The organism is Pedobacter sp. W3I1 (genome assembly GCF_030816015.1).
Classification (GTDB): Bacteria; Bacteroidota; Bacteroidia; order Sphingobacteriales; family Sphingobacteriaceae; genus Pedobacter.
Genome location: NZ_JAUSXN010000001.1, coordinates 1,038,857 through 1,064,825 on the forward strand (window position 1 = coordinate 1,038,857; position 25,969 = coordinate 1,064,825).

Annotated in this window: 24 protein-coding genes; all 24 read left to right on the forward strand. The window is 36.6% G+C overall.

Annotation, left to right across the window (positions count from 1 at the left end; genetic code table 11):
- The first annotated feature begins 16 nt into the window (after positions 1-16).
- The 24 genes from nrfD (at position 17) to QF042_RS04695 (ending at position 25,321) form a co-directional block, all read left to right on the forward strand.
- A complete protein-coding gene (gene nrfD, locus QF042_RS04580) occupies positions 17-1,489 on the forward strand; it encodes an NrfD/PsrC family molybdoenzyme membrane anchor subunit (protein ID WP_307525795.1) in 1,473 nt (490 codons plus the stop codon).
- A 2-nt stretch (positions 1,490-1,491) separates the two neighbouring features.
- Positions 1,492-2,028 (forward strand): DUF3341 domain-containing protein, encoded by a 537-nt coding sequence (locus tag QF042_RS04585; protein WP_307525797.1) that lies wholly within the window; start codon positions 1,492-1,494, stop codon positions 2,026-2,028.
- The gene (locus tag QF042_RS04590) at positions 2,000-2,605 is read left to right on the forward strand and encodes a cytochrome c (protein ID WP_057931704.1); all 606 of its coding nucleotides are present in this window, start codon (positions 2,000-2,002) and stop codon (positions 2,603-2,605) included. Before QF042_RS04585 ends, QF042_RS04590 begins: the two co-directional genes overlap by 29 nt.
- A gap of 15 nt (positions 2,606-2,620) precedes the next feature.
- Positions 2,621-3,844: a quinol:cytochrome C oxidoreductase gene (locus QF042_RS04595; protein ID WP_307525799.1), complete on the forward strand. Its 1,224-nt coding sequence runs from the start codon at positions 2,621-2,623 to the stop codon at positions 3,842-3,844.
- 69 nt (positions 3,845-3,913) lie between these two features.
- Entirely contained in the window at positions 3,914-5,146 is a 1,233-nt protein-coding gene (locus QF042_RS04600; RefSeq protein ID WP_307525801.1) for a cytochrome c oxidase subunit II, read from the forward strand.
- A gap of 23 nt (positions 5,147-5,169) precedes the next feature.
- Positions 5,170-7,050, forward strand: a complete 1,881-nt coding sequence (locus QF042_RS04605; RefSeq protein WP_307525803.1) for a cbb3-type cytochrome c oxidase subunit I — start codon at positions 5,170-5,172, stop codon at positions 7,048-7,050.
- An 83-nt stretch (positions 7,051-7,133) separates the two neighbouring features.
- Positions 7,134-8,192: a heme A synthase gene (locus QF042_RS04610; protein WP_307525805.1), complete on the forward strand. Its 1,059-nt coding sequence runs from the start codon at positions 7,134-7,136 to the stop codon at positions 8,190-8,192.
- A gap of 12 nt (positions 8,193-8,204) precedes the next feature.
- A complete protein-coding gene (gene cyoE / locus QF042_RS04615) occupies positions 8,205-9,161 on the forward strand; it encodes a heme o synthase (RefSeq protein ID WP_307525807.1) in 957 nt (318 codons plus the stop codon).
- A gap of 15 nt (positions 9,162-9,176) precedes the next feature.
- A complete protein-coding gene (locus QF042_RS04620) occupies positions 9,177-9,743 on the forward strand; it encodes a cytochrome c oxidase subunit 3 (RefSeq protein ID WP_307525809.1) in 567 nt (188 codons plus the stop codon).
- 31 nt (positions 9,744-9,774) lie between these two features.
- Entirely contained in the window at positions 9,775-10,488 is a 714-nt protein-coding gene (locus tag QF042_RS04625) for a cytochrome c oxidase subunit 3 (protein WP_215130621.1), read from the forward strand.
- 25 nt (positions 10,489-10,513) lie between these two features.
- Complete coding sequence (locus tag QF042_RS04630; protein WP_307525815.1) at positions 10,514-10,867, forward strand: cytochrome C oxidase subunit IV family protein; 354 nt, start codon at positions 10,514-10,516, stop codon at positions 10,865-10,867.
- A complete protein-coding gene (locus QF042_RS04635) occupies positions 10,867-11,562 on the forward strand; it encodes an SCO family protein (protein WP_307525817.1) in 696 nt (231 codons plus the stop codon). The genes QF042_RS04630 and QF042_RS04635 overlap by 1 nt, the downstream gene beginning before the upstream one ends.
- 86 nt (positions 11,563-11,648) lie before the next feature.
- Entirely contained in the window at positions 11,649-12,191 is a 543-nt protein-coding gene (locus tag QF042_RS04640) for a DUF420 domain-containing protein (RefSeq protein WP_307525819.1), read from the forward strand.
- 184 nt (positions 12,192-12,375) lie between these two features.
- The gene (locus tag QF042_RS04645; RefSeq protein WP_307525821.1) at positions 12,376-12,975 is read left to right on the forward strand and encodes an RNA polymerase sigma-70 factor; all 600 of its coding nucleotides are present in this window, start codon (positions 12,376-12,378) and stop codon (positions 12,973-12,975) included.
- 61 nt (positions 12,976-13,036) lie between these two features.
- Positions 13,037-14,197 carry a FecR family protein gene (locus QF042_RS04650; RefSeq protein ID WP_307525823.1) on the forward strand — a complete coding sequence of 387 codons (1,161 nt, stop codon included), beginning with the start codon at positions 13,037-13,039 and terminating at the stop codon, positions 14,195-14,197.
- Between the two features lie 344 nt (positions 14,198-14,541).
- Positions 14,542-18,162, forward strand: a complete 3,621-nt coding sequence (locus QF042_RS04655; protein ID WP_307525825.1) for a SusC/RagA family TonB-linked outer membrane protein — start codon at positions 14,542-14,544, stop codon at positions 18,160-18,162.
- 10 nt (positions 18,163-18,172) lie between these two features.
- Positions 18,173-19,636 carry a RagB/SusD family nutrient uptake outer membrane protein gene (locus QF042_RS04660; protein WP_307525827.1) on the forward strand — a complete coding sequence of 488 codons (1,464 nt, stop codon included), beginning with the start codon at positions 18,173-18,175 and terminating at the stop codon, positions 19,634-19,636.
- A gap of 2 nt (positions 19,637-19,638) precedes the next feature.
- Positions 19,639-20,997 (forward strand): putative zinc-binding metallopeptidase, encoded by a 1,359-nt coding sequence (locus tag QF042_RS04665; RefSeq protein WP_307525829.1) that lies wholly within the window; start codon positions 19,639-19,641, stop codon positions 20,995-20,997.
- A gap of 16 nt (positions 20,998-21,013) precedes the next feature.
- Positions 21,014-22,330: a DUF4302 domain-containing protein gene (locus QF042_RS04670; RefSeq protein WP_307525830.1), complete on the forward strand. Its 1,317-nt coding sequence runs from the start codon at positions 21,014-21,016 to the stop codon at positions 22,328-22,330.
- A gap of 117 nt (positions 22,331-22,447) precedes the next feature.
- On the forward strand, positions 22,448-22,834 hold the full coding sequence (locus QF042_RS04675) for a hypothetical protein (protein WP_307525833.1): 387 nt from the start codon (positions 22,448-22,450) through the stop codon (positions 22,832-22,834).
- A 101-nt stretch (positions 22,835-22,935) separates the two neighbouring features.
- Entirely contained in the window at positions 22,936-23,208 is a 273-nt protein-coding gene (locus tag QF042_RS04680) for a hypothetical protein (RefSeq protein ID WP_057931686.1), read from the forward strand.
- A 4-nt stretch (positions 23,209-23,212) separates the two neighbouring features.
- Positions 23,213-23,611, forward strand: coding sequence for a DUF983 domain-containing protein (locus QF042_RS04685; RefSeq protein ID WP_168202505.1), 399 nt, complete (start codon positions 23,213-23,215; stop codon positions 23,609-23,611).
- Positions 23,612-23,746: 135 nt separating this feature from the next.
- Complete coding sequence (locus QF042_RS04690; RefSeq protein WP_307525836.1) at positions 23,747-24,409, forward strand: DUF2461 domain-containing protein; 663 nt, start codon at positions 23,747-23,749, stop codon at positions 24,407-24,409.
- Between the two features lie 72 nt (positions 24,410-24,481).
- On the forward strand, positions 24,482-25,321 hold the full coding sequence (locus QF042_RS04695) for an OmpA family protein (protein ID WP_307525838.1): 840 nt from the start codon (positions 24,482-24,484) through the stop codon (positions 25,319-25,321).
- Positions 25,322-25,969: the final 648 nt, after the last annotated feature.

Sequence of the window (25,969 nt, forward strand, 5' to 3'; positions counted from 1 at the left end):
AAAGAAAATACAAATTATGTCAGGACATAACGAATCAATACTTAGAGAACCATTAATTACCGGAGATAACATCACGTATGCAAAAATTACGGATGATATTTTAGGCCCGGTAGAAAACAAGCCGAACAAGGCTTGGTGGATTGGTTTCACCTTTGCTTCATTAGGCGCTTTACTTTGGGTGGTTGCAGTAAGCTACACCTTTTGGAACGGTATCGGAGCTTGGGGTTTAAATAAAACAGTAGGTTGGGCTTGGGATATCACCGGTTTCGTATGGTGGGTAGGTATCGGTCACGCTGGAACACTAATTTCAGCAGTACTATTACTCTTCCGTCAGAACTGGCGTAACTCCATCAACCGTTCTGCAGAGGCAATGACTATCTTTGCGGTTATCTGCGCAGCAACTTACGTTGTATCACACATGGGCCGTCCTTGGTTAGCTTATTGGGTTTTACCTTTACCAAACCAGTTTGGATCACTTTGGGTAAACTTTAACTCACCATTGGTATGGGATATGTTTGCGATCTCGACTTACTTCTCTGTATCATTATTATTCTGGTACACGGGTTTATTACCAGATATCGCTACCATCCGCGACCGTGCAGTGGGTACACGTAGAAAAATCTATTCTATCTTCTCTTTTGGATGGAGTGGAAGCGTTAAAACATGGCAACGTTTCGAAGCGGTGTCGTTAATCTTAGCAGGTATTTCTACACCATTGGTACTTTCAGTACACACCATTGTATCAATGGACTTTGCAACATCGGTAATTCCAGGATGGCACACTACCATCTTCCCTCCATACTTCGTTGCTGGAGCGATCTTCTCTGGATTTGCGATGGTATTAACCTTATTATTGGTTGCACGTAAAGTATTGGGTTTAGAGAACTACATCACCATGTTCCATATCGAGTCGATGAATAAAATCATCATCTTAACAGGATCTATTGTAGGTGTAGCTTATTTAACAGAGTTTTTCATCGCCTGGTATTCAGGTTCTGAGTATGAGCAATACGCCTTCATCAACAGATCTACCGGTCCATACTGGTGGGCATACTGGATGATGATGACTTGTAACGTAATCTCACCACAACTATTATGGTTCAAAAAAATCCGTTTAAGCATCCGTGCTACCTGGATACTATCAATCGTAGTAAACGTAGGTATGTGGTTTGAGCGTTTCGTAATTATCGTTACTTCGTTACACCGGGATTATATTCCATCAAGTTGGGCAATGTTCTATCCAACGTGGGTTGATATCAGTGTATTCGTAGGTTCAATTGGTTTGTTCTTTACTTTATTCTTATTATTCTTAAGGGTATTGCCTTCAATCGCTATCGCAGAGGTTAAATTATTATTAAAAACTGCAAGTGAGCAAGCTAAAATGAAACAGATTAAAGAAGGGCATGAGAATAAAGAATACGTTGCTGAATACGTAGAGTCTTTAGAGAAATTTGATAGTGTTAAACAAGAAGATTACGCAAAAATATAACAATGAGTGATATCAAATATATTTTAGGCAGCTTTGGCGATCCTGATGAAATGATGCATGGCATCGACAAACTTCAGGAAAATAACATCAGCATTCATGATGTATATACACCAATGCCTATACACGGAATAGAAGCCAAATTAGGAATTAAAAGATCTAGAATCGATATCGCAGCTTTTTGCTTTGGTATAACAGGAACTTGTGCAGCTTTTGCTTTGATTTATTTCTGCGCAGTAATCGATTGGAAAGTAAACATCGGTGGTAAACCATCGTTTGCATTGCCGGATTTTATTCCGATAATGTTCGAGCTTACAGTATTATTCTGTGCTTTCGGTATGGTGTTAACTTATTATGCATCTACTCACTTATTTCCGGGAAGAGCACCAAGAGTGATGGATTTACGTGCTACTGATGATCGTTTTGTTATTGCAGTTGATGCAAAAGACAATGTAGAACATACTGTAATTGATGGATTATTAAAAGATGCAGGTGCTTTAGAAATAAAGTATAATGAAAGGAAGTACATTAGCTATGAATAAGAATAAATTTGTTTACACAGCGTTTTTAGCTATCGCTTTTGCAGCTACCTTTTCTGCCTGTAAAGATAAACGCAGTACTGGCTTAGAATATGCCAGAAACATGTATGATCCGATTGCTTACAATCCGGATCAACCAAACAAAAATTTTAAAGATGGTAAAACAGCTCAGTTGCCACCTGCACATACTAAACCGGTAGGTTTTACTGAATATGATGAGTATCCTAATACAAAAGAAGGATATGAAGCAGCAGGAGTGAGCATGGTTAACCCTTTACCAGTAGATACTGTTAATTTAGCTCAGGGTAAACACTTATTTACCGTTTTCTGTAGCCCTTGCCACGGAGAAAAAGGTGATGGACAAGGACACTTAGTTAAAATTGAGAAATTTAGTGGGGTACCTGCTTATCAAACAGGCGCATCATCCAGAGGTGGTAACATGGTTGATCTTACCGCAGGTAAAATTTACCACACCATTACATACGGTGTAAATAACATGGGCTCGCATGCTTCGCAAATCTCACCAACAGATCGTTGGAAAGTGGTGATGTATGTTCAACAATTACAAAAAGGACAATAGTAAAGCAGAATATAAATGGGAACTCACAATATTAATTTTAGTGAACAGTTTGAGTTTACAGGTAAAGTAAAAACCTTAAGCATTGTTGGTATCGTTATCGGTGTTGCAGCTGTGTTGTTCGGTTTCTTAGCCGGCGATAAAGTAATGCACGAGCGTACTTTTGCTAACCTGTTGCTTATGGCATATTACTTTGCATGCGTTTGTATGTCGGGTACATTTTTCCTGGCTGTTCAATATGTAGCTCAAGCAGGTTGGTCTGCATCAATTTTACGTGTACCACAGGCTATGGCAAAAACATTGCCTATTGCAGCCGTAATACTTATTGTCGTAATTTCGGCTGGTTTGTACACACATAACTTATACCACCACTGGCATGCTGAAGGACTAACAGATCCAAACAGCCCTAATTATGATTCATTAATTGCTGGTAAATCGGTGTTCTTAAATGTACCTTTTTTCTTAGGCCGCCAGGTGGTGTTCTTAGGTATTTACAGTATATTTTCGATCATGTTTGTTAAATTTTCTTATAATGAAGATTTAGCAGGCGGTTTAAATTCTTACAGAAAAAGCTTTAAAAATGCTTGTATCTTCCTTGTAATTTACGGTTTTACAACGCCGATTTTTGCTTTCGATACTGTAATGTCATTAGAAGCGCACTGGTTCTCCACCATGTTCGGTTGGTATAACTTCGCCGCTATGTGGGTAAGCAGTTTAGCTACTATTGCTATTATTCTTATCTTATTAAGAAGAGCAGGTTATATGCAATGGGTTAATAATAGCCACTTGCACAATTTAGGTCAGTTTATCTTTGGTTTCTCTATCTTCTGGACATATGTATGGTTTGCTCAATTCTTATTGATCTACTATGCAAACATGCCTGAAGAGACTGTATATTTTTACAAACGCTTCGAGTATTACAAGTTCTGGTTTTTCTTAAACCTGGCCATGAACTTCTTAGCGCCAGTATTATTATTAATGGATAGAGACAACAAAAGGACTGATGCGAAATTATTGTTCGTTTCTATCGTGGTACTTTTAGGTCACTGGGTAGATTATTACCAAATGATTATGCCAGGAGCGGTAGAAGAAGGACATAATGGTTTCGGTATTATTGAAATTGGTACAGCATTAGGTTTCGTAGGATTGTTTACCTTTACGGTTTTAACATCATTAAGCAAAAAACCTTTAATTGCCAAGAATCACCCATTATTACAAGAAAGTTTGCATCATCAACTGTAGTGGTGATAAGATAAAGCAAATATTTAATTATTATTATAATTAGCAGTACAGCGTACTACTTTTAAGAAAATGAGTTTAAGAAAGTTTATAACGAATAAAACGACCGCAGCTTTAGCAGTATTGATTACTGTTTTTGCAAACACTAGCGTATTTGCGCAAGATGCAGCAACAGGTGCTGCCGCGGCACCGAAAGTTGATATGGGCGAGGTTTATAAATCGGTAATATTTTATATTCTGGTTTTCCTTGCCATATGCTTATTCATTGCAATTATTGGTAAAGCAATAAAAGTATATGAATTAAGCCGTGAAGCACAAGGTAAGCCTGTTGGTATTAACTGGAACAGGGTACACGCAAGTTTATTTGCGCTGTTTTTAGTGATCGGTTTATATGGTGTATATTGGGAATATACGGTGCATGGTGCCATGTTACTTCCCGATGCAGCATCTGAGCACGGAAAGAAAATTGATGAAATGTTTAATTTAACATTAATCATTACCACTATTGTGTTTGTAGTTACACACATTTTATTATTCGGATTTTCTTATATCTATAAATACTCAGCTAAAAGAAAAGCTTACTACTACCCACACAATAATACGATTGAGAAAATCTGGACGATTGTTCCGGCTTTAGTATTAACCGTTTTGGTATTAATGGGTTTCTTAACCTGGAGATCTATTTTCTTCAAAGTTGAAGATCCAAATAACAAACCATTACAGATTGAAGTTACTTCTGAGCAGTTTAAATGGTCTATCCGTTATCCTGGAGCTGATGGAATAGTAGGTAATAAAAATTACAAACTAACAACAGCTAGCAATACATTGGGTATCGATTTTAAAGATATAAACTCTCGTGATGATGAAATGGCTGATGAGATGGTGCTTCCTGTGGGCAAACCAGTTAAACTGATTTTAACCAGTAAAGATGTAATTCACAGTTTTTATATGCCACACTTCAGAGTACAGTTAAATACCGTACCGGGCATGAGAACTATATTTGAGTTTACGCCTACAAAAACTACTGCAGAAATGCAGCAAGAAACCAACGATCCTAACTTTAAGTACCTTTTCTTCTGTGCTAAAATTTGCGGGGCTGGGCACTACAACATGCAAAAAGTGGTACGCGTAGTTTCTGAGGCTGAATACAAAACCTGGATTGCAGAACAAAAAACATACTTAAACGACGATTTAAGAAAACAATTTAATTTGCCAGTGGCACCTGCACCTGTAAAATCAGTAGCAGATTCAGCAGCAACAGATTCAGTAGCTGCGAAAACTAACCAAATGGCTTTAAATAAATAATATTAAGCAGGAGCGAACGAATTATGTCAACAATAGCATTACACGACGAACACAATCACGATCACGCTGATCATGGGCATCATAAAGAGACTTTGATTTCAAAGTATATCTTTAGTATGGATCATAAAATGATTGCCAAGCAATTTTTGATTACCGGTATTATTATGGCGGTAATAGCAATGGGCTTATCAATTTTATTCCGTATTCAATTGGCATGGCCAGATCAAAACTTCCCTTTCTTAGAAACATTTTTAGGTAAATGGGCTGAAGGTGGTCGTATTAAACCCGACTTTTATCTGGCTTTGGTAACCATTCATGGTACCATCATGGTATTCTTTGTACTAACCGCCGGATTGAGCGGTACCTTTAGTAACTTACTTATTCCGCTTCAAATTGGAGCTAGAGATATGGCATCGCCATTCTTAAACATGCTTTCATACTGGTTCTTCTTTACTGCTTGTGTGGTAATGATGTCATCATTCTTTATCCAAACAGGACCTGCATCAGGTGGCTGGACGGTTTATCCGCCATTATCGGTTGTAGCTAAAGCAATGCCAGGTTCTGGTTTAGGTATGACTTTATGGTTAATCAGTATGGTACTTTTCGTAGCATCGTCTTTAATGGGTGGTATTAACTATGTAAGTACAATTTTAAATATGCGTACTAAAGGTATGGACCTTTGGAAAATGCCATTGACCATTTGGGCTTTCTTTTTGACTGCTATTTTAGGTATCTTATCATTCCCTGTTCTTGTAGCTGGTGTGGTGTTAATGGTATTCGACCGTAGTTTTGGAACAAGTTTTTACCTATCTGATCTTGTATTTGGTACCGATATTTTACCAAATGAAGGTGGTTCTCCAATTTTATGGCAACACTTATTTTGGTTCTTAGGTCACCCTGAGGTATATATTGTAATTATGCCTGCATTGGGTATCTCGTCTGAGGTAATCTCTGTAAATTCACGTAAACCAATCTTTGGTTACCATGCGATGGTTTACTCTTTAATTGGTATTACGGTATTATCGTTCATCGTATGGGGTCACCATATGTTTGTAACAGGTATGAATCCATTATTGGGTGGTGTGTTTATGATTACCACCTTGATTATCGCTGTACCATCGGCTGTAAAAACATTTAACTACTTAGCTACATTATGGCGTGGTAACATCCGTTTCACTCCGGCAATGTTATTTGCTATTGGTTTAGTTTCATTCTTTATCTCTGGTGGTTTAACTGGTATCTTCTTAGGAAATGCTTCATTGGATATTAACTTACACGATACCTATTTTGTTGTTGCCCACTTCCACCTGGTAATGGGATCTGCAGCAATCTTCGGTATGCTTGCGGGTGTTTATCACTGGTTTCCTAAAATGTTTGGTAGAATGATGAATGCCAAATTAGGATATTTACACTTCTGGTTAACTTTCATTGCAGCTTACCTGGTATTCTTTCCGCTTCACTTCTTAGGTTTAGATGGTGTACCTCGTCGTTACTATGCATTTACCGAGTTCGAATTTATGAAGAAATGGTTAACCGTTAACGTATTTGTAACATGGGCAGCTATTATGGCAGCACTTGCTCAGGTAGCGTTTTTGTTTAACTTCTTCTATTCAATCTTTAAAGGAAAAGTATCTCCTCAAAATCCTTGGGAATCTAATACTTTAGAATGGACTGCACCAGTAGAACACCTTCACGGTAACTGGCCGGGAGAAATTCCTACGGTTTACAGATGGCCATATGATTATAGCAAACCTGGTCATGATGCAGATTTTATTCCTCAAACAGTTCCTTTCTCTCAAACCATGAGCTCTAACTTGCCTCACGATTTTGAAGGAAATGCAGAAGCAGAAAAAATACAACAAGATTGGGAACTAGCTAACCCTGTTGCAGAAAACAAAGGCTAGTTTATAAGCTTAAATACAATTTTAAAAGGGGTATCTGATTAAGTTTCTGCTTATCCGGATACCCTTTTCATCTTAATAGATATATGGTCAGCAGATCAGAACAACGTTTCATTAGAGTTAATCTTATAACCATCATAGTTACGCTATTGGTTATACTAGCTGGTGGTATTGTACGCAGTACCGGATCGGGCATGGGTTGTCCGGATTGGCCAAAATGTTTCGATCGCTATATTCCGCCAACTGATGTATCGCAACTGCCTGCCAATTACAAAGAAAAGTATGTAGCAGGTAGGTTAAAAAAGAATGAAAAATTTGCCAAATATCTGGAAAGCATAGGCAAAGTAGCCTTGGCTGATAGTATCAGGCATGATAAGAGTATCACGATACCTGAGGAGTTTAATCCAACTAAAACCTGGACAGAATACTTGAACAGACTGGCTGGGGTAGCCGCGGGAATATTCCTGTTTTTAACAGTAGTTTATTCTTTTACCTACCGCAAAACAGCTAAACGCATTATTGTACTCAGCATCCTGAATCTCTTTGTAGTAGGATACCAGGGCTGGTTAGGCTCTATAGTGGTCTCTACTAATCTGGCGCAATGGGTGGTAACCGTACACATGTTGTTGGCGCTGGTTATTTTAGCGATATCTATTTATACCTACAATTATGCGAAGCAATTGAATAAGACACCTTCTGTAATTATGTACCGCATTGCCTGGCTAAAAGGATTTTTGTTCTTTACCCTTGTAATTAGTACCGTTCAAATTGTTTTAGGAACCGAGGTTAGAGAAGCGGTAGATGTTATTGCGAAGGCGCTGTCTTATGGAAGCAAAAATACCTGGATTTCGAAGGTAGGAGAAGTATTCTCTTATCACCGCGATTTAGCTATACTCGTGGTAATTGCCAATGCAGTAGTGTATAAAATGGTTATCGACCGTTTTAGTGGTAAAGCAGCTCCGTTGTTAACGGCAAGGTTTATGTTAATAGCGCTCCTCATACAGTTATTAAGTGGTTTTGCATTAGCATATATAGCTTTCCCACCGGCAGCGCAGGCATTGCATATTTTGTTCTCTACGTTGTTATTTAGTTTACAGTTTTACCTGTACTTATTGGTTTACCGAACAAGTACATATAAACAATAATATTTAAGAAAATTGAAACAATATCTTTCAGATTTTTCTAAACTGATCAAATTCAGACTATCGTTTACGGTGGTGTTTTCGGCATCAATCTCTTTTTTGATCGGTCAGAAAATGCAGGTTGCAAGGAGTAATGATCCAGCTTGGGTAAAGAAGATGATGGCTTTAGGTGAAACTAACATTGTCCACTCTATTAATTGGGGAAATTGGTTGATCTTAATTGCTGGTGGATTTTTAGTTACTGCGGCAGCAAACTGCTTTAACGAGATTATAGAGAAAGACCTGGATAAATTAATGTCGAGAACCAAAGACCGCCCGATGCCTGCAGGTAGAATGACTACCGGACAGGGACTGATTTTAGGTGTTTTTATGGCATTTTTAGGTACCTGGCTATTAGGGAAGTTGAACCTCGAAACAGGTTTGCTTTCTGTATTTTCGATTCTGCTATATGCTTTTGCTTATACGCCATTGAAAAGAAAATCGCCGATTGCTGTTTTTGTAGGTGCTATTCCAGGTGCGTTACCACCGCTTATCGGTTATTTGGCTGCTTTTGGTAGCTTAAAAGCCGAAATGTTTCAAGCAATTGACTACAATATAGCAGTTATTTTATTCCTGATCCAGTTTGTTTGGCAGTTTCCACACTTTTGGGCCATTGCCTGGGTGTTGGACGATGATTATAAGAAAGCGGGGTTTAGATTGCTGCCAACCAAGAAAAGAGATAAAACATCAGCACTACTAACTTTTTTAAGTACGCTGGTTTTAATTCCGGTAAGTTTATTGCCAACCATTTATGGTTTCGGTGGTTATTACATCGCAGGTTTATCATTAATCGCTGGGCTGATATTTAGCTGGCTCGCTTTTAAACTTTTAATGAACAGAGAACTGGCCGATGCCAAGAAAGTAATGTTCTGTTCGTTTTTTTACATCCCGGCCGTACAGTTGGGCTTATTATTAAATTTTATAGCAAAATAATTTATGGTGCTAACAATGGAAAAGATGCAGGATACGTTTGACCCTAAACCAAGGAAATTTATTGTTTGGTTATTTGTCGTATCATCAACAATTATGTTTGGTGGTTTTACCAGTTATTACCTGGTATTTGCCGCTTCGAAAGGAAAAGGGCATGGTTTAGTGCTACCCGATGCTTTTATTTACTCTAGCCTGGTTATTATTGCCAGTAGTATTACTCTGGTACTTGCTTCTAAGGCTTTAAAGAAACTAAACTTCAGCTTACAGCGCAATATGCTATGGATTACCGTAATATTAGCCATCGCTTTTGGTGTAATGCAGTTTAATGCATGGGGAAGTATGGTTAGAACCGGAGCAACCCTGGTAGGAAACAACGCAGCCATATCATTTATATATGTGGTTTCTGGTATGCACCTTTTGCACATTATTGGTGGTGTTGCCCTTATTATTAATGCTTTAGCAGGTAGCTATAAAAGCCTCCCTGTTGCCAAAGTCCAGTATAGAATGGAAATTGCTTCTATTTTTTGGCATTTTATAGATATATTATGGATATATCTGTATGTTTTTTTACTTTTGAACCGTTAAATTTGTTAACAAACTATTATACTATTTCCAAATGAATGCAGTATCACAATTAGATCAAGTTAAAACCGGACCATGGAATGGTGGTCGTTCTCCGTGGTCGGTAGAATATGGTAAAATCATGATGTGGTTTTTCCTTTTGTCAGATGCTTTTACCTTTTCATCTTTATTGATCTACTACGGCGCTCAGCGTTTTTCTAAATTAACATGGCCAGCTCCAGATAAGGTTTTCCAATCTATTCCAGGTATCGCTGAACATGGCGCTCCATTAGTTTTCGTAGGTATCATGACCTTTATCTTAATCATGAGTTCGGTAACCATGGTTTTAGCGGTGGAGGCAGGTCACAGGCGTTCTAAAAAAGAGGTTATCGGCTGGATGATTGCAACCATTATCGGTGGTTTCATGTTCTTAGGCTGTCAGGCAATTGAATGGACTCACTTACACCACGATGGTTTCTGGTGGGGACATATTCCTTCAGCAGAAGAATTAAAACACTTCTTCCTTAAACCAGAAGATGTATCATTAGTTGCTTCACAACAATTTGCAAACTTATTTTTCACAATTACCGGTTTCCACGGTTTCCACGTATTTAGTGGTGTAATTATTAACATCATCATTTTAATCATGACAATTAATGGAACTTTTGAGAAAAAAGGACATTACTTAATGGTAGAAAAAGTTGGTTTATACTGGCACTTTGTTGATTTAGTTTGGGTGTTTGTATTTACATTCTTCTATTTGGTTTAATTTATCATATTATAAAAATATTTTTATGTCAGAGCATACACATACAACAGAAGAGCACGGACACGATGAACATGCTGGTTTATCAAAAGGTAAAATCTGGAAAGTTTTCGGTATCCTTTTATTAATCACCGTAATTGAGTTTATCATAGCGTTAGTATTAATTCCAAAAGGAATTATGACGCAGCATGTGGGTAACTACATTTACATCGGTTTAACTTTATTAAAAGCATTTTATATTGTAGCCTATTTTATGCACTTAAAGTATGAGAAATTAGGCTTACAGCTTGCATTAACTGTATCATTTATTTTCATTATTTACTTTATTGTTTTAATGCTGATAGAAGGTGGGTTTTTAAACATCCACATGATGAATCATTAATGAAAAGAAGTCCTATAAAAAAGGTAATAATCCTGGTAAGCATTTTAGCTATACCGGGATTTTTGTTTTTTTACTTATTGCCACACTTTGCAAAAAACAGGTATAAGAGTTTACCCATCTTTGGAGAGAAAGTTGTTGCATCAACCTTTCATAGTGTAAAGGGAGAGAAAATCCCAGATACCATTTACCATAAAATTCCTGATTTTAAACTCGTAAATCAGCAAAATGATACCATTACATGGAAATCATTAGAGAATAAGATTGTGGTACTAAATTTATTTTATACCGGTGCTAATAACCAGGAAACAAGTAAATACATCAAGAAATTATCTGATGGTTATGAACAAAAGCCACTTGTTAAATTTTTAAGCTTATCTGTTGATCCGACTGATCGGGATAAGATCAAAGATATTGCGGCTAAGTTTAAAGCAAAGGCTGGAAAATGGGATTTTCTCGCTGGCGATACCATTCAAACCTATCCGCTAATTAGAAAGGGTTTATTACTCGATGTAGTTGCAGATGAAACGAAAGCGAAAACCAACTTCATCTTTAGCAATAAGATTGTCCTGATCGATAATTTACATCGGATACGTGGCATTTATGAGGCTGACGATGCTGGAGCTAATGCCAGGTTGGAAGATGAAATAAAGGTACTTATTGCAGAGTATTTAAGGAATGTTAAAGACGGTAGGTAGTTTAGTCCGAAGTCTTAAGTCGGGAGTCCGAAGTCCACAGTCGTTGATTGAAAAGATTTAATAAAACAGAAAAGATTTAAATACTCATGGAAAATAGTCCGATCGAGAAAAAATATAATAAGTGGATCATTATTCTTTCCATTTTAATACCGGTAGCGGTAGCCTTTTTGTTTGTAGTAAAGTTAAAGGATTTGGGAATTAATGCCCCAACTTTACCTTTTTTACCACCGATATACGCTACCATTAACGGAATAACAGCGGTACTGCTAGTGGTTGCGGTATGGGCCATTAAAAATGGTAAAATACAATTACATCAAAACCTGATGAAAACCGCAATCGGCTGTTCGCTATTATTTTTGGTCATGTATATCGCCTACCATATGACTACCCCATCGACAAAATTTGGAGGTGATGGTGCCATTAAATATGTATACTTCTTTATTTTGTTAACGCATATCCTATTGTCAATAGCCATTATTCCATTGGTATTGGTTACTTATGTAAGGGCATTAGCAGAGCGTTTTGATCGTCACAGAAAAATTGCACGGATCACATTCCCATTATGGTTATATGTAGCAATAACCGGTGTGGTGGTTTATCTGATGATTTCGCCATATTATCAGCATTAAGTACTGATTGTTAAAAGATATCTAAAAAAGCCTTGCATTAAAATGTGAGGCTTTTTTAGTTACACCCTGGTTAGATCTTAACAACCATTTGTTTTAACCCATTTTTTTTGCCACTTTTATGTATATTATATCACACAAAAAAACACTTATAAATTTGTAAGTGAGTAGGCAGATCGACTAATTTATGGCGCCAGGAAGGATAGAAGATGAACGTAAGCTTATAGAAAAAATCGTAGAGGGGGATGAGCAGGCTTTTTCTGTTCTGTTCTTCAAATACCTTCCTGTCCTCCAAATTTTTGCAACTAAATTTACTAAATCTGATGATGCGGCAGAAGAAGTTATTCAAGATTCTTTTTTAAGGCTTTGGCTGAATCGTGATAAATTGGCAGAAGTAGATAATGTGAAGGCCTACTTATATAAATATGTTTCTAATGAATGTTTAAGCTATCTGCGCAAAAAATTAAAAGAAGATAGGATTGTAGATACATTTGTGGCCAAACAACAAAATAGCCATAACAATACTGTAGAAACTATTAATTTGAACGAGGTAACGAAAATTATTGCTATTGCTGTCGAAAAATTACCGGATCAACGCAAATCTATATATCAATTGAGTAGACGGGATGGCAAAACCATTCCCGAAATAGCAGAAATACTTAATATTTCGCCTAATACTGTTAAAAACGCCCTTGTAATTGCCCTGAAATCGATACGCATACATCTCGATCAACATGGGATTGTGTTCTTTTTTCCACTACTTTTTTTCTTTCTGAAAATAAAATAGAAAAAATTAATATTCCGATAGTCCTAATTTTCTTTTGCTGCTTCTTAGTATCAGAATCTTTATGGAAGAACGTATACATTATCTCTTACAACAGTTTACAGCTAAGACCTTAAGTCAGGCCGAGAGGGAAGAACTTTTAATCTTGGCAGAAAACAGCACTTCATTGCTTTCTGACGAAATCGTGAAAATGATTATCGCAGAAGAAGAACATACGGTTAATGTTGTTGAGGAAAAATGGAATCCGGTACTGAATAAAATTCTGGCGGTTGACAAACCAACCCGATCGCCTAAGCGGATTTTAATGAAGAGCTTAAAATGGGCTGCCGCTGCAGTTGTTTTTATCGTGTTTTCGTTTACTGCTTACCTCTCTTTACATAAAAAGAAAGAACATGTTTTTGCTACTGACGTAGCGCCCGGGAAAAATAAAGCTATTCTTACTTTGGCCGATGGAAAGAAAATTTCACTTTCAGATGCGATGAATGGCGATGTTGCCAAAGAAGCCGGTTTCTCTATCACCAAAACTGCTGATGGCCAGTTGGTGTATAATGTTGCTGGATCAGAAAATGTAAAGGATACCAGATTAAACACGATATCTACGCCTAACGGTGGTGAATGGCAGGTTAAACTACCGGATGGTTCTATGGTTTGGCTTAATGCGGCCTCTTCTATTCAGTATTCTTTAAATATGGGGACGGCTAAACAGCGTTTGGTAAAATTGGATGGGGAGGCTTACTTTGAAGTCGCTAAGAATGCAGCACATCCTTTTATTGTGGAAACAGATAAACAATCTGTTGAGGTATTGGGTACGCACTTTAATATTAATAGCTATAAAGATGAAAGGGTAACTAAAACTACTTTGCTTGAAGGGAGTGTGCGGGTTTCGCATAAAAATACCAATGAGAGCGAAGTGCTTAAACCCGGTGAGCAATCTTTAGTATCTGTCTCGGGCATGGATGTAAAGGAAGTGAATGTAGATGAATCAATAGCCTGGAAAAATGGGTACTTTATGTTCGACAATGAAAGGCAGGAAAGTATTCTGCGTAAAGTTGCGCGTTGGTATAATGTCGAGGTGGAATATGCAGATGTAGATGCAAAAAATGTAATGTATTATGGAACGGTAAGCCGTTTTGAGAAAATATCGAAAGTATTAACAAAGTTGGAACAAACTGGCCAGGTTCGCTTTGATATTAAGGCCAATAAAATTATAGTTTATAAAGAATAGAACCAGCAGACAGGGGCATGACTAACCTTTGTCTTAAAATAAAAAATCTTAAAATTAATCAACTAATTAACCTAATCAAAACTATGAAGATACCTCGACAAAACACCTAGCCTTATTAAGAACTGAGGTAACAAAAAAGGAGTGCTGCTAACACCCCTTCTGTTTATCTGTTCATTCGTTCCGGTACACCGGAACCGATTAATCAATTATTTCTTGGATAACCGCGAAACGCTTTTTGGCGTCTAAACTTAATTGCGCTTCGCACAAAAACAGACTATTAAATGTACAAAATTTATATTAAAAATTTATGTACGCCGCCCGGCTACATACCTAAATTTTTACGAATGATGAAGTTAATTACGGTCATACTGCTTGCTTCGCTCGTGCAGGTAAGTGCAGCTTCATTTGGCCAGCTGGTTACATTAAAAGAAAAGAATGTAACATTAGAAAAGGTTTTTAGAGAGATCAGAAAACAATCTGGTTATGATGTTCTTTTATCAACCAATAAAATTAAAACCTCAACCACTTTAAATGTAGATTTTAATAATTCTACTGTGGAAGAGGTGATGAACAAAATTGTTTCAGGTAGAGATTTAAGCTATACAGTAGAAGACAGAACCATTCTAATTAAATTAAAAGAAAAGTCAGTTTTTGATCAGGTTTTAGGATATTTTGTTGCTGTTAAAGTAACCGGAAAAGTAAAAGATAAAAATGGCGCAATACTTCCTGGCGTAAGCGTTAGAGAAAAAGGAGTAGCTAACGCTGTATCTACAAGTGCCAGCGGTGATTACTCAATTTCTGTTAAAGATGGCGCTACTTTAGTGTTTAGCTATATTGGTTATAAAACACTTGAGGTAGAAGTAGGTGGAAAAACAATCATAAATGTAAGTTTAGAAGAAGATGCCGCCCAGCTTAAAGAAGTAAATGTAGTTTCAACAGGTTATCAAGAACTAAATAAGAAATTATTTACCGGAGCAGCAACTTCTTTAAAAGCTTCTGATGTAAAGAGAGATGGTATAGCCGATGTAAGTAGGATGCTTGAGGGGCGTGTTGCTGGTGTATCGGTACAAAATGTTTCTGGTACTTTTGGTGCAGCACCAAAAATTCGTGTGCGTGGTGCTACATCCATTTCTGGTGATAATAAACCATTATGGGTTGTTGATGGTATCATTTTAGAAGATGTGGTTAATATTTCCAATGAACAGTTATCAACAGGAGATCCATCAACCTTAGTAGGATCATCAGTAGCAGGGTTAAACCCTGACGATATTGAAAGCTTTAATATTTTAAAAGATGCTGCTGCAACAGCTCAATATGGTGCGAGAGCAATGAATGGTGTCGTAATTATTACCACCAAAAAAGGTAAGAATACGGATGGAAAGCCATTAATTTCTTATACAGGTAACTTCTCTAGTTATATGAAACCATCATATAATAACTTCGATATTCTTAACTCAGCAGATCAGATGAATGTGTATCTCGAAATGCAAAATAAGGGCTGGTTAAACCACTCTAGTTCTTCGAGAAGTGCAAATGGAGGTGTTTTTACTAAAATGTATAACGAGATGTACATTTATGATTCGACAACAGGTACCTATGCACTTAGAAATGATGCACAAAGCCAAAAACAGTTTCTGCAAAGATATGCTGATAGCAACACTGATTGGTTCGATGTATTGTTTAAGCAGTCATTAATGCAGGAGCATTCGCTAAGCATAGCAACAGGTACGGCCAAATCGAAAATATATGCATCAACAAGTTTTCTACAAGATAATGGATGGACTGTTGGTGATAATGTTAAAAGATTTACAGGAAATCTCCGTGGGAATTTTGATATCAGTGATAAACTAACTTTGGAATTGATTACCCAAGGATCAATACGTGATCAAAAAGCCCCCGGTACGCTAGGTAGGAATGGTAATCCTGTTTATGGAACATATGACCGTGATTTTGATATCAATCCTTTTAGTTATGCATTAAATACAAGTCGTACTTTAACACCTTATGATGCCAATGGCAATCGCGAATTTTTTACTCAAAACTATGCACCATTTAATATCTTAAACGAATTAGAAAACAATACATTAGAATTGAATCTCATTGATTTCAAAGTTCAAGGTGGATTAAAATACAAGATTACCGATAATATTAAATACTCTTTTGATGGGGCATACAGATATGCAAAAACGAGTCAGGAACATAAGATTACTGAGAAATCGAACATGGCCCAGGCTTACCGTGCAGGTATAAGCCCTAATGATGCTACAGTTAGAGGTAATAATAAATTCTTGTACAGCAATCCTGATGATCCGAATGCATTGCCTGTATCTGTGTTGCCATATGGTGGTTTTTATAAAACTAATGATGATAATATTGTTAACTATTACGTACGTAACAGTTTAGAATATGATAAGACTTTTAACGAAGATCATTTATTTAACGTCTTTGCAGCTCAGGAACTGCGCTATATCGATCGTCAGAATAAAGTTTTTGATGGTTATGGATATCAATATGATAAGGGTGGTGTACCATTTATTGATCCAAACATTGTTAAATCAAATGTTGAAGGTGGTTTTAACTATTATAGTATGAATTACCGCTATGAGCGCTATCTAAATTACTCGCTAAGAGCGGCATATTCTTATAAAGGTAAATACAGTTTTAATGCAACTGGGCGGTATGATGGTTCTAACTTATTAGGTGAATCTCCAACGGCAAGATGGCTGCCAACATGGAATGTTTCAGGAGCTTGGAATATTGATACAGAAAATTTCATGCAAAGTGAAAGAATTAAAAATGTGGTTAACCGTGCAACTTTACGTGCAACTTACGGTTTGGTGGCTAGTATGGGGTCTGCCACCAACTCTAGCTTAGTGTTAAGAAGCATGGCTACCCGCAGGCCATATATTCCAGAAAAGGAAACTAAATTATATATCGATGGTTTAGAAAATTCTGAGTTAACCTTTGAGAAACTTAACGAATTAAACGTTGGTTTAGATTTAGGTTTATTTAAGGATCGACTAACGTTAACTGTTGATGCCTACAAAAGAAAAAGTTTTGATTTAATTGGTGCATTTAGAAATGGTGGCATTGGTGGTGAATCAGTTAAATTGGCCAATTATGCCGATATGAAATCAGAGGGTATTGAAGCTTCATTAGGTGCCCGCGTTTTAAAAACAACAGACTTTAACTGGTCTACCCAATTAATTTTTGGATTTAATAAAAACAAAATTACAAATCTTAAAAACCAGCCATTAATATTTGATCTTATTGGCGCGGATGGTGGTGCACTGGAAGGTTATGCACAGAGAGGTTTATTCTCAATCGATTTTCAAGGTTTGGATCCTGTTAATGGCTCTCCTAGGTTTATTAATAACGAAGGTGTATTAAGTGGTGATGTTTACCTTCAAAGTAATATTGTGAAATACCTGAAATATGAAGGGCCTGTTGATCCAAAATATACCGGTGGTTTCTCAAATACATTTAAATATAAAGATTTTACTTTGTCAACCCTTGTTACTTTTGCTGCAGGAAACAAGGTTCGTTTATCTCCAGCATTTAAAACAAGCTATACTGATTTAGATGCAATGCCTAAAGCATTTTTGAGCCGTTGGGAAATGCAGGGTGACGAGTTAAAAACGAATGTACCTTCTATTTTAGATGCATTAGAAGCAATAGATTTTAGAAGTGTGTATGCTTATAATAATTATAACTACTCTACTGAAAGGGTTGCTGATGGAGGCTTCGTGAGGATGAAGCAAATAATATTAAGTTATAATATTCCTTCTAAGTATACAAAGAAGCTTGGCTTAACCAATTCTTCGATTAGTGCCGTAGGAAACAATCTATTTTTAATCTATTCAGATAAAAAATTGAATGGACAAGATCCTGAGTTTTTTGGTTCAGGCGGCGTTGCGTTACCAATCCCTCGTCAGTTCACATTGTCTTTAAAGGTAGGATTCTAAATAAAATATCATGAAAAAAATTTATATATCTATTGTTGTACTATCCCTTATTTTAAGTTTGGGATGCAAGAAATTTTTAGAGCAAGCTCCAGATCAGCGGACTCAATTAAATTCTGTAGATAAGGTAGCAGAACTGCTAACTAGTGCCTATCCAGAGGGTAATTACATCGCTTTTACAGAAACATCTTCAGATAATGTGGAAGATAAAGGTCCTGGTATCGGAGATGAAGAAAGAGAGATCGTTTTTCCTTATATGTGGAAAGACAACGATAATTACACTGAAGATACTCCAACAAATTATTGGAATGCTTGTTATACTGCAATCGCTGCTGCAAATTCAGCATTGGAAGCTATTGATAGGGCATCCTCCGATCAAGCAGCGTATTTACCTTATAAAGGCGAAGCTTTAGTGGCTAGAGCTTATGCGCACTTTATGTTAGTTACTCTTTATGCTAAAACTTATGAAGCGGGTGCAGCTAACGATTCTCCAGGTATTCCTTATGTTACCGAACCAGAAAAGGTTGTACTAGGTCAATATTCAAGAGGAACAGTAGCATCTGTTTATGCTAGCATAGAAAAGGATTTATTAGCAGGTTTACCGTTATTAAAAAATACAGCCTATAAAATCCCAAAATATCACTTCAATGTTTCGGCAGGAAATGCATTTGCGGCAAGGTTTTTCTTGTTCAAAAAAGAATATGACAAAGTAATTCAATATTCAAGCGCTGTATCACCTAGCAATTCATTTGCTAATATTTTAAGGCCTTGGAACACTCGCTATAACTTGTATACGCTAGATGAAATGTATTTATATTTTACACAAGCATCTGAGCCTTCTACATTATTACTGATAGAAACAGCTTCTTCATGGGCAAGAACACGTACACCACGCTATGGTTATGGACAGATTATTAATAATGAGGTTTTTACTGTTAATGTAACTGGCGCCCGTTGGTGTTATAAATCTGCTTATTATGGTCAACCACATTATAGTATGCTTAAATGGAATGAGTATTTTGTTAAAACAAGTCAAAATGCAACTATTGGGGAGCCATATACAATGGTACCTGTTCTAACTGCAGATGAAACCTTGCTTAATCGTGCTGAAGCATATGCATCAACCGGGCAAAATGCCTTGGCACTACAAGATTTAAATACTTATGCTAGTACAAGAATCTTGAACTATAACCCAACTGCAAATGCGATAACATTGGCTAAGATTTCTGCATTCTATGGTATAGCCGATCCTAAATTAGGTTTAATTGCCACTATTTTAGATTTTAAGAAAAAAGAATTTACACAGGAAGGTTTACGGTGGTTTGATATATTGAGATACAAATTGCCGGTTCAACACAAAATTTTTGCTGTAAACGGCTCTTTCCAAACAATAGAGCTTGCTGCTGACGATCCTCGTAAATTATTCCAAATTCCTTCACAAGTAACCCTATCTGGTATACAACAAAATCCAAGATAATTATGAAAAAGATATTAAAAAATGGATTTGTCGCATTAGTGATGCTGACGGTCTTAGCGTCTTGCAAAAAAGAGGGTACACTAAACGCAAATTTAGATGTAATTGATCAAAATATAATTAAGGATAAAAATTCCACTGATATCTGGTTGGATCAGAACTTCTTAAATCCATATAATATAGAAACGAAATATCGATTTGATCGTTTCGAACTTCCATCTGGAAAAAACATCACACCTCCATTAGTAGATCAGGTTATACCTGCAATGGAAATGGTGCGTGATGTTTGGATTAAACCTTATGAAGCAGCAGGAGGAGCAGATTTTATTAAGAAAATATCTCCTAAGCAGTTTGTATTGGCCGGTAGTGCCGAATACAATAGTAATGGCTCGATAACCCTGGGAACTGCAGAAGGTGGGCGAAAAATCGTATTATACGTAATCAATTCATTTGATAAAACTAATATAGGATCTGTTAAGCAGATGATTCAGGTAATACAACATGAGTATACCCATATTCTAAATCAAACCGTCGATTTTTCACCAGAATACCAAACCGTATCTCGCGGTGGTTACGAAGCAAATTGGACTCAAAGACCACTTTCAGAAGCATATTCCCTAGGTTTTATCACGCAATACTCCAGAGTATCGCCTATAGAGGATTTTGCAGAACAATCATCGAATATGCTGATGATGGGTAGAGTACAATATAATGGTATTGTGGCTTCTGTACCAGCTGATGCTCAAGTTAAACTGAAAAAGAAAGAGCAGTACGTGGTTGATTATTTTAAGACCGCTTTTAATATTGATTTTTACAAGTTACAAACTGAAGTACAAAAGGCACTGTTTAAGATTTCGGCACCAGTTTTCTCAAGAATGATTGGAAATGGGGTTGGTTATACCACACTTTATTCTAACCCACTAACCGATCCTAGCCAATCCGTAGAATTTTTAGGATTATGGAATGCATCAAAAGTACTTTTACAAACGAATGGATTTATTTTAAAAGATTATATGATGACATTTAAAGCTAATAACTTAATGACATTAAGGTATAGTTTTACAAATAGTTCTGGTTCTGTAACCTATTTTGCTGATGCTGATTATACAATGGCATTAAATGTAAATACTGGTGTAACAACTTTTACATTATTGGCAACCCAACCAACCACCACCACTTATGCTAATATGACATTTGTTAATACTTGGATGGCAGGTGTCAATAATTATTTTAAAACAGGTTCATTTCGAGCTAATTGGATCAACCAGATTATACCTGGAGAAATTGGTTTTGTAGGTTCACTGGGCGCATTCTATAAATCAACAAATGCCAATTCATACTTTTATGGAACGATGGGGCATTAATTTAAAAGAAACTAATATGAAAAAAATATTATTATATTCACTTTTATCTTTTGCCCTTTTTACAGGCTGTAAAAAAGATGAGATTTTGGTTGATGGAAAAAGACCTGAAGAAAGAGTTACTGAGGCGGTATTAAAATATACCAATGTTTTAACTGGAAGTACTTATGGATGGAAAGCTTTTTTATACCCAGATGGGGGAGGCGGTTATTCATTTTACCTTAACTTTAATAAAGAAAATAAAGTTACCATGTATGCAGATTTAGATTATGATCCTGCTACAGAGAGTATGGAATCCACTTATCGTGTTAAGGCACTTCAAAATCCTACACTTTCTTTCGATACTTATAGTTATATGCATGTTTTAGCGGATCCAAATCCAACCGCTTTTGGCGGTGCGGCGGGTTGGGGTTTGTATTCCGATTTCGAATTTACTTTTGATCAGCAAGTAGGCGATACGCTGAAACTTTCTGGTAAATTACTTGGAAGCAAAATGATTTTAGTTAAAGCTACACGAGCGGAACAGAGTTCATATAATAGCCTAGGATTTGTGAATTCTATAGGAACTACAATTGATTATGTTGATGAAAATAAAAATCTATATTTTACATTAGTCGATGCAGTTAAAGTTCAGACTTCTATAAATTATATTGATAAGGTTTTTACACTGATTTGGGATAATGGTAATGGAGGTGTTGCAACTGCAACTACAGGATTTGCTTTTACACTTACAGGCATAAGGTTAAAAGAGCCATTAATTTATAAAGGAAAAAGCATAAGTGAATTAACTTGGGATCCTGCGAAGAACCTTTTTTATACAACAGTTGATGGAAACAGACTAGAGATACAGGTTTCAGCATCTACACTATATCCATTGCATCTTCTTTTGGGTATACAGTATTCGGCAATAGTTGTTCCCAATGCTACGAATTATCCAGGTTGGGGAACTGAATTTGTTTCCCGTAGAGCATCAGCTGCAGCCGCCACTTTAGCATCATCTTATGGCTTAAGACTTGATAGAATGATTTTTGGTATTAATACCATTAATAATACAATGTTATTATCTGCAGATGTGTATCAAGGTGCAAATAGGTTTGTTGCTGATTTCCCTTATACATTTACCAAGACAACAGATGGTATTTATAAATTTACGATAGGCTCACCAAGTGGCAATGCTGCATTAATCGTTACCCAAATGGCACCACTTACTACTCAACGTATAAATACTGACAGATTTAGACTGGAATTTTTTACACATCCTACTACTGGCGCCACTCTTGGACAGTTTAAAAGTATTGAAAATCCAAATTTTACTTTTACAGGTGCGCTGCAATAATTAATACGTGCTCTTAAACCTCACCTTAAAAAGTGAGGTTTTTTATACATACTGATGCCTTTTTTATTTATAGTAAGTAATATATCTATATTTTAAACCTTTGTAAAATTTATAACTATGAAAAAATTATTGCTACTTTTTGCTTTGAGCGTATTTTCTGTAATTGGATTATCCTCATTTCAACCGGCTTCAGAAAAAATGGTGCAATGCACTAAGGACGATCCGATTATTATTGTGGTTAATACTGATGGATACTACGGTGAACTATACTTTGATGATAGTACCGACCAATTTTTAAGTGGAAGTGTGAGTAAGGCGATCCCAAATGGAGGCGGGGCTTATAGAATGTATACAATTAATTCGGTAAGTGGAAACCTTTCACGTTCATTGATTAACAACCAGGTTACTCATTTTGATGGATCAATTTATGGCACTTCCAGTTCTAGTTTTTCGATAACTTTAACTTTAAACTCAAGTAATAATGCCGCATTAATTGCACAATAGAAATTATTCTCTCTCCCGTAACCCTTGCCCTAAAAAGCAAGGGTTTTTTTATGACATAATTTTTAAACCCCTCCAACCGTTTATGCTTATATTTGTAATCCATGAAGAAGAAAGCAATTTTTATCCTGTTTGTATTGGTATTTACGTTTGCGGTAAGTCCTAATGTTAATGCCCAATGCTCTATGTGTACCATTAATGCCGAGCAAGGTGTTAAAAACGGGAATACGCAAACTGCAGGCTTAAACACAGGCGTATTGTATCTTTTATCTCTTCCCTATTTAATGGCTGTAATTGTTGGCGTGGTGTGGTATAAAAAATACCGCAAAAAGAATGTGCACCTTAATATGAAAAAGGAACCTTTTAATTTAAATTAAAAGCATGTCTGATCAAACTACCTCAAAGTTGTATGCCATTGTACATTGTAAGTGTCCGCATTGCCGCAGGGGAGATATTTTTACAGGCAGTATGTACGGCTGGAACATTCAGCATACCAAAGAAATCTGTGGACATTGTGCACAGCGCATAGAAATTGAACCTGGTTACTTTTACGCAGCCATGTATGTAAGTTATGCGATGAATGTAATCGAAATGCTTTTCGCCAGTTTTATCACCTATTTAATTTTTGGTCCGCTTACTGATGAAACTTTCTGGCCTTACCTGATCGTTATTTTTGCCGGTTGTTTTATCCTGTATCCGTTTAACTATCGCTATTCAAGAATTATTCTACTCCATGTTTTATCGCCGAATATTAAGTATAAGCCATATTACGATAAGTAGTATTGGTTAATCGTTTAAATCGTATAAACTGGTTAACTGTTAAATTCAGCGATTAAACGATTACGAGTTGAAATTTGTGGCTGGGCCTTTGAGCCAGTTAACCGATTTAAACAGTTAACCAATTAACCCTTAAGTATGTTAAAAAAAGAAACCCTAAGTTTTATAAAAGACGTAGCGGAGAATAACAACCGCGAATGGTTTGCCGCCAACAAAGAAGTTTATGAAAATGCCAAGGCCGATGTACTCGAACTTGTAGCAAGTATTATTCCAGAGTTGGCAAAAGTAGATCCGTTGATTTCTGCAGAGGCAGATCCTAAAAAGAGTTTGCTGCGTATTTACCGCGATGTGCGTTTCAGTAAAAATAAAGATCCTTATAAAAATAATTTCGGTGTTTGGTTTTCGGCAAAAGGCAAGGGAGGAAATGAACCGGGTTATTACCTCCACATCCAACCAGGGAAAAGTTTTATCGCTGGTGGTTACTGGATGCCCGAAGCACCTCATTTAAAACTGATCAGACAGGAAATTGATTATAATATTGGCGATTTTAAAGAAATTATCAACAGTACAGCCTTTAAGAAAAACTTTAAATTAGGTGTAGATAATGCACTTAAAAATGCCCCTAAGGGTTATGATCCAGCAGATCCAAACATCGAATTTTTAAAGTTGAAAAGTTTCGAAGCCACTACGAAAATCGATGATGAAGAATTTTTAAAACCAGACCTCGTTAATAAGTTGATAAGTTCTTTCAAAATAGTACAACCATTAGTTGCATTTTTACGGAACGCTATTGAGCAATAACCAAAAAATAACAATTAATCTTCGAGCTATAAGTAATCTTGATACTCGATACCAAACACTTGATAATAAAAAATGAAAAATACCTTTCTTGCATTTGCCGTTCTTCTGTTTATTTCTTCCCTAACATCATGTGTTATTCTATCTCCTAAAAAGTATAAGGCTTTATTGGGTACTAAAGATTCGCTGTATACTGCTTTTAACGAAGGCTTAATTAAGATCGAAAACTTAGAAAAAGAAGCAAATAAGCTTAAAAAAGATACCACATTAATGGCTGAAGAACTCCGCGATCTGCAGAGCAATTACAATGAAATGGATGCAAGCTATAAAAAGCTTAAAAATAATTCCTCATCAGAAATTACGAAACTATCAGGCGATTTAGCTGCTCGCGAAAAGCGTTTAAAGGAAGTAGAAGAAGTTTTGCGTAAACGTGATGAAGCAACCAATGCCCTGAAAGAAAAACTTCAACAGGCTTTATTGGGTTTCACCAAGAATGGTTTAACCGTAGAGATTAAAAATGGTAAAGTTTATGTTTCGCTAACCGATAAACTGTTGTTCCCTTCGGGAAGTATTATTATTGATGAAAAAGGAAAACAGGCCCTTACCCAATTGGCGAATGTATTAAAGCAACAGCCAGAAATAAACATTGCTGTTGAAGGCCATACCGATAACCAGAAAATAAATAACCTGGGGCAGATTAAAGATAACTGGGATTTAAGTGTGTTGAGGGCTACCTCTGTTGTACGTTATTTAACAGAGAACGAAAAGGTAGAAAGTGTAAGGATGACGGCTACAGGTAAAGGCGAATTCCAACCCTTGGGTACCAACACAAATGCAGATGGAAGAAGCAAAAACAGAAGGATAGAGATTGTACTTTCGCCTAAGCTGGATGAACTTTATAACTTGATTAAATAAGATATAATACGCTATCGGTTGGTGTCTAACCAACCGAAATTAAAGACATTTTAAGGATAATTTCTTTATGGTTAGAAAATGAAGGTGCAGCAGTTCTTGGCAGTTTCAGTCCCGCTTTCGCTTATAGTCCTCGCTGCGCTCCGGGCTATTCCGCTCTATCGGGTTTAGAGACAAAGGTTTGTGCTCCTAACAACCCCAAAAATGAAATACTGCTTTAGCCATCTAGCCCAGTTGCAGTGTTACCCTGCAGCAACGTGGTAAGAGGAAGAGAAGCGAAAAACGGGAGAAAATTTATTGTTTTGCACAGGTACTGCGCTCCAAAATGGGAAAGTATTTTTTAATATTAGGAAATGCTTGGCTTGTGGTTCTTGTAGGCCGCTGGTCCCGCCTTACGCCTTCTCCTCGGCCTGTGTCCTCATAGGCGAAACCTAAAATGGGTTTGAAGATACCAACAAAGCATTATTAATGATTTAACTTTTTTGTGATCATTTAGCTACTAACATATAATTTAACTATAGAGACTTTAATAACATATTAGCTTTATATGTCTTATTTGGTTCTGAATCTTAAATTAAATGGTCTGTGAGGACACAGTCCATGGTGTAAGGTGCACCCAACAACCCCAAAAATGAAATACTGCTTTAGCCA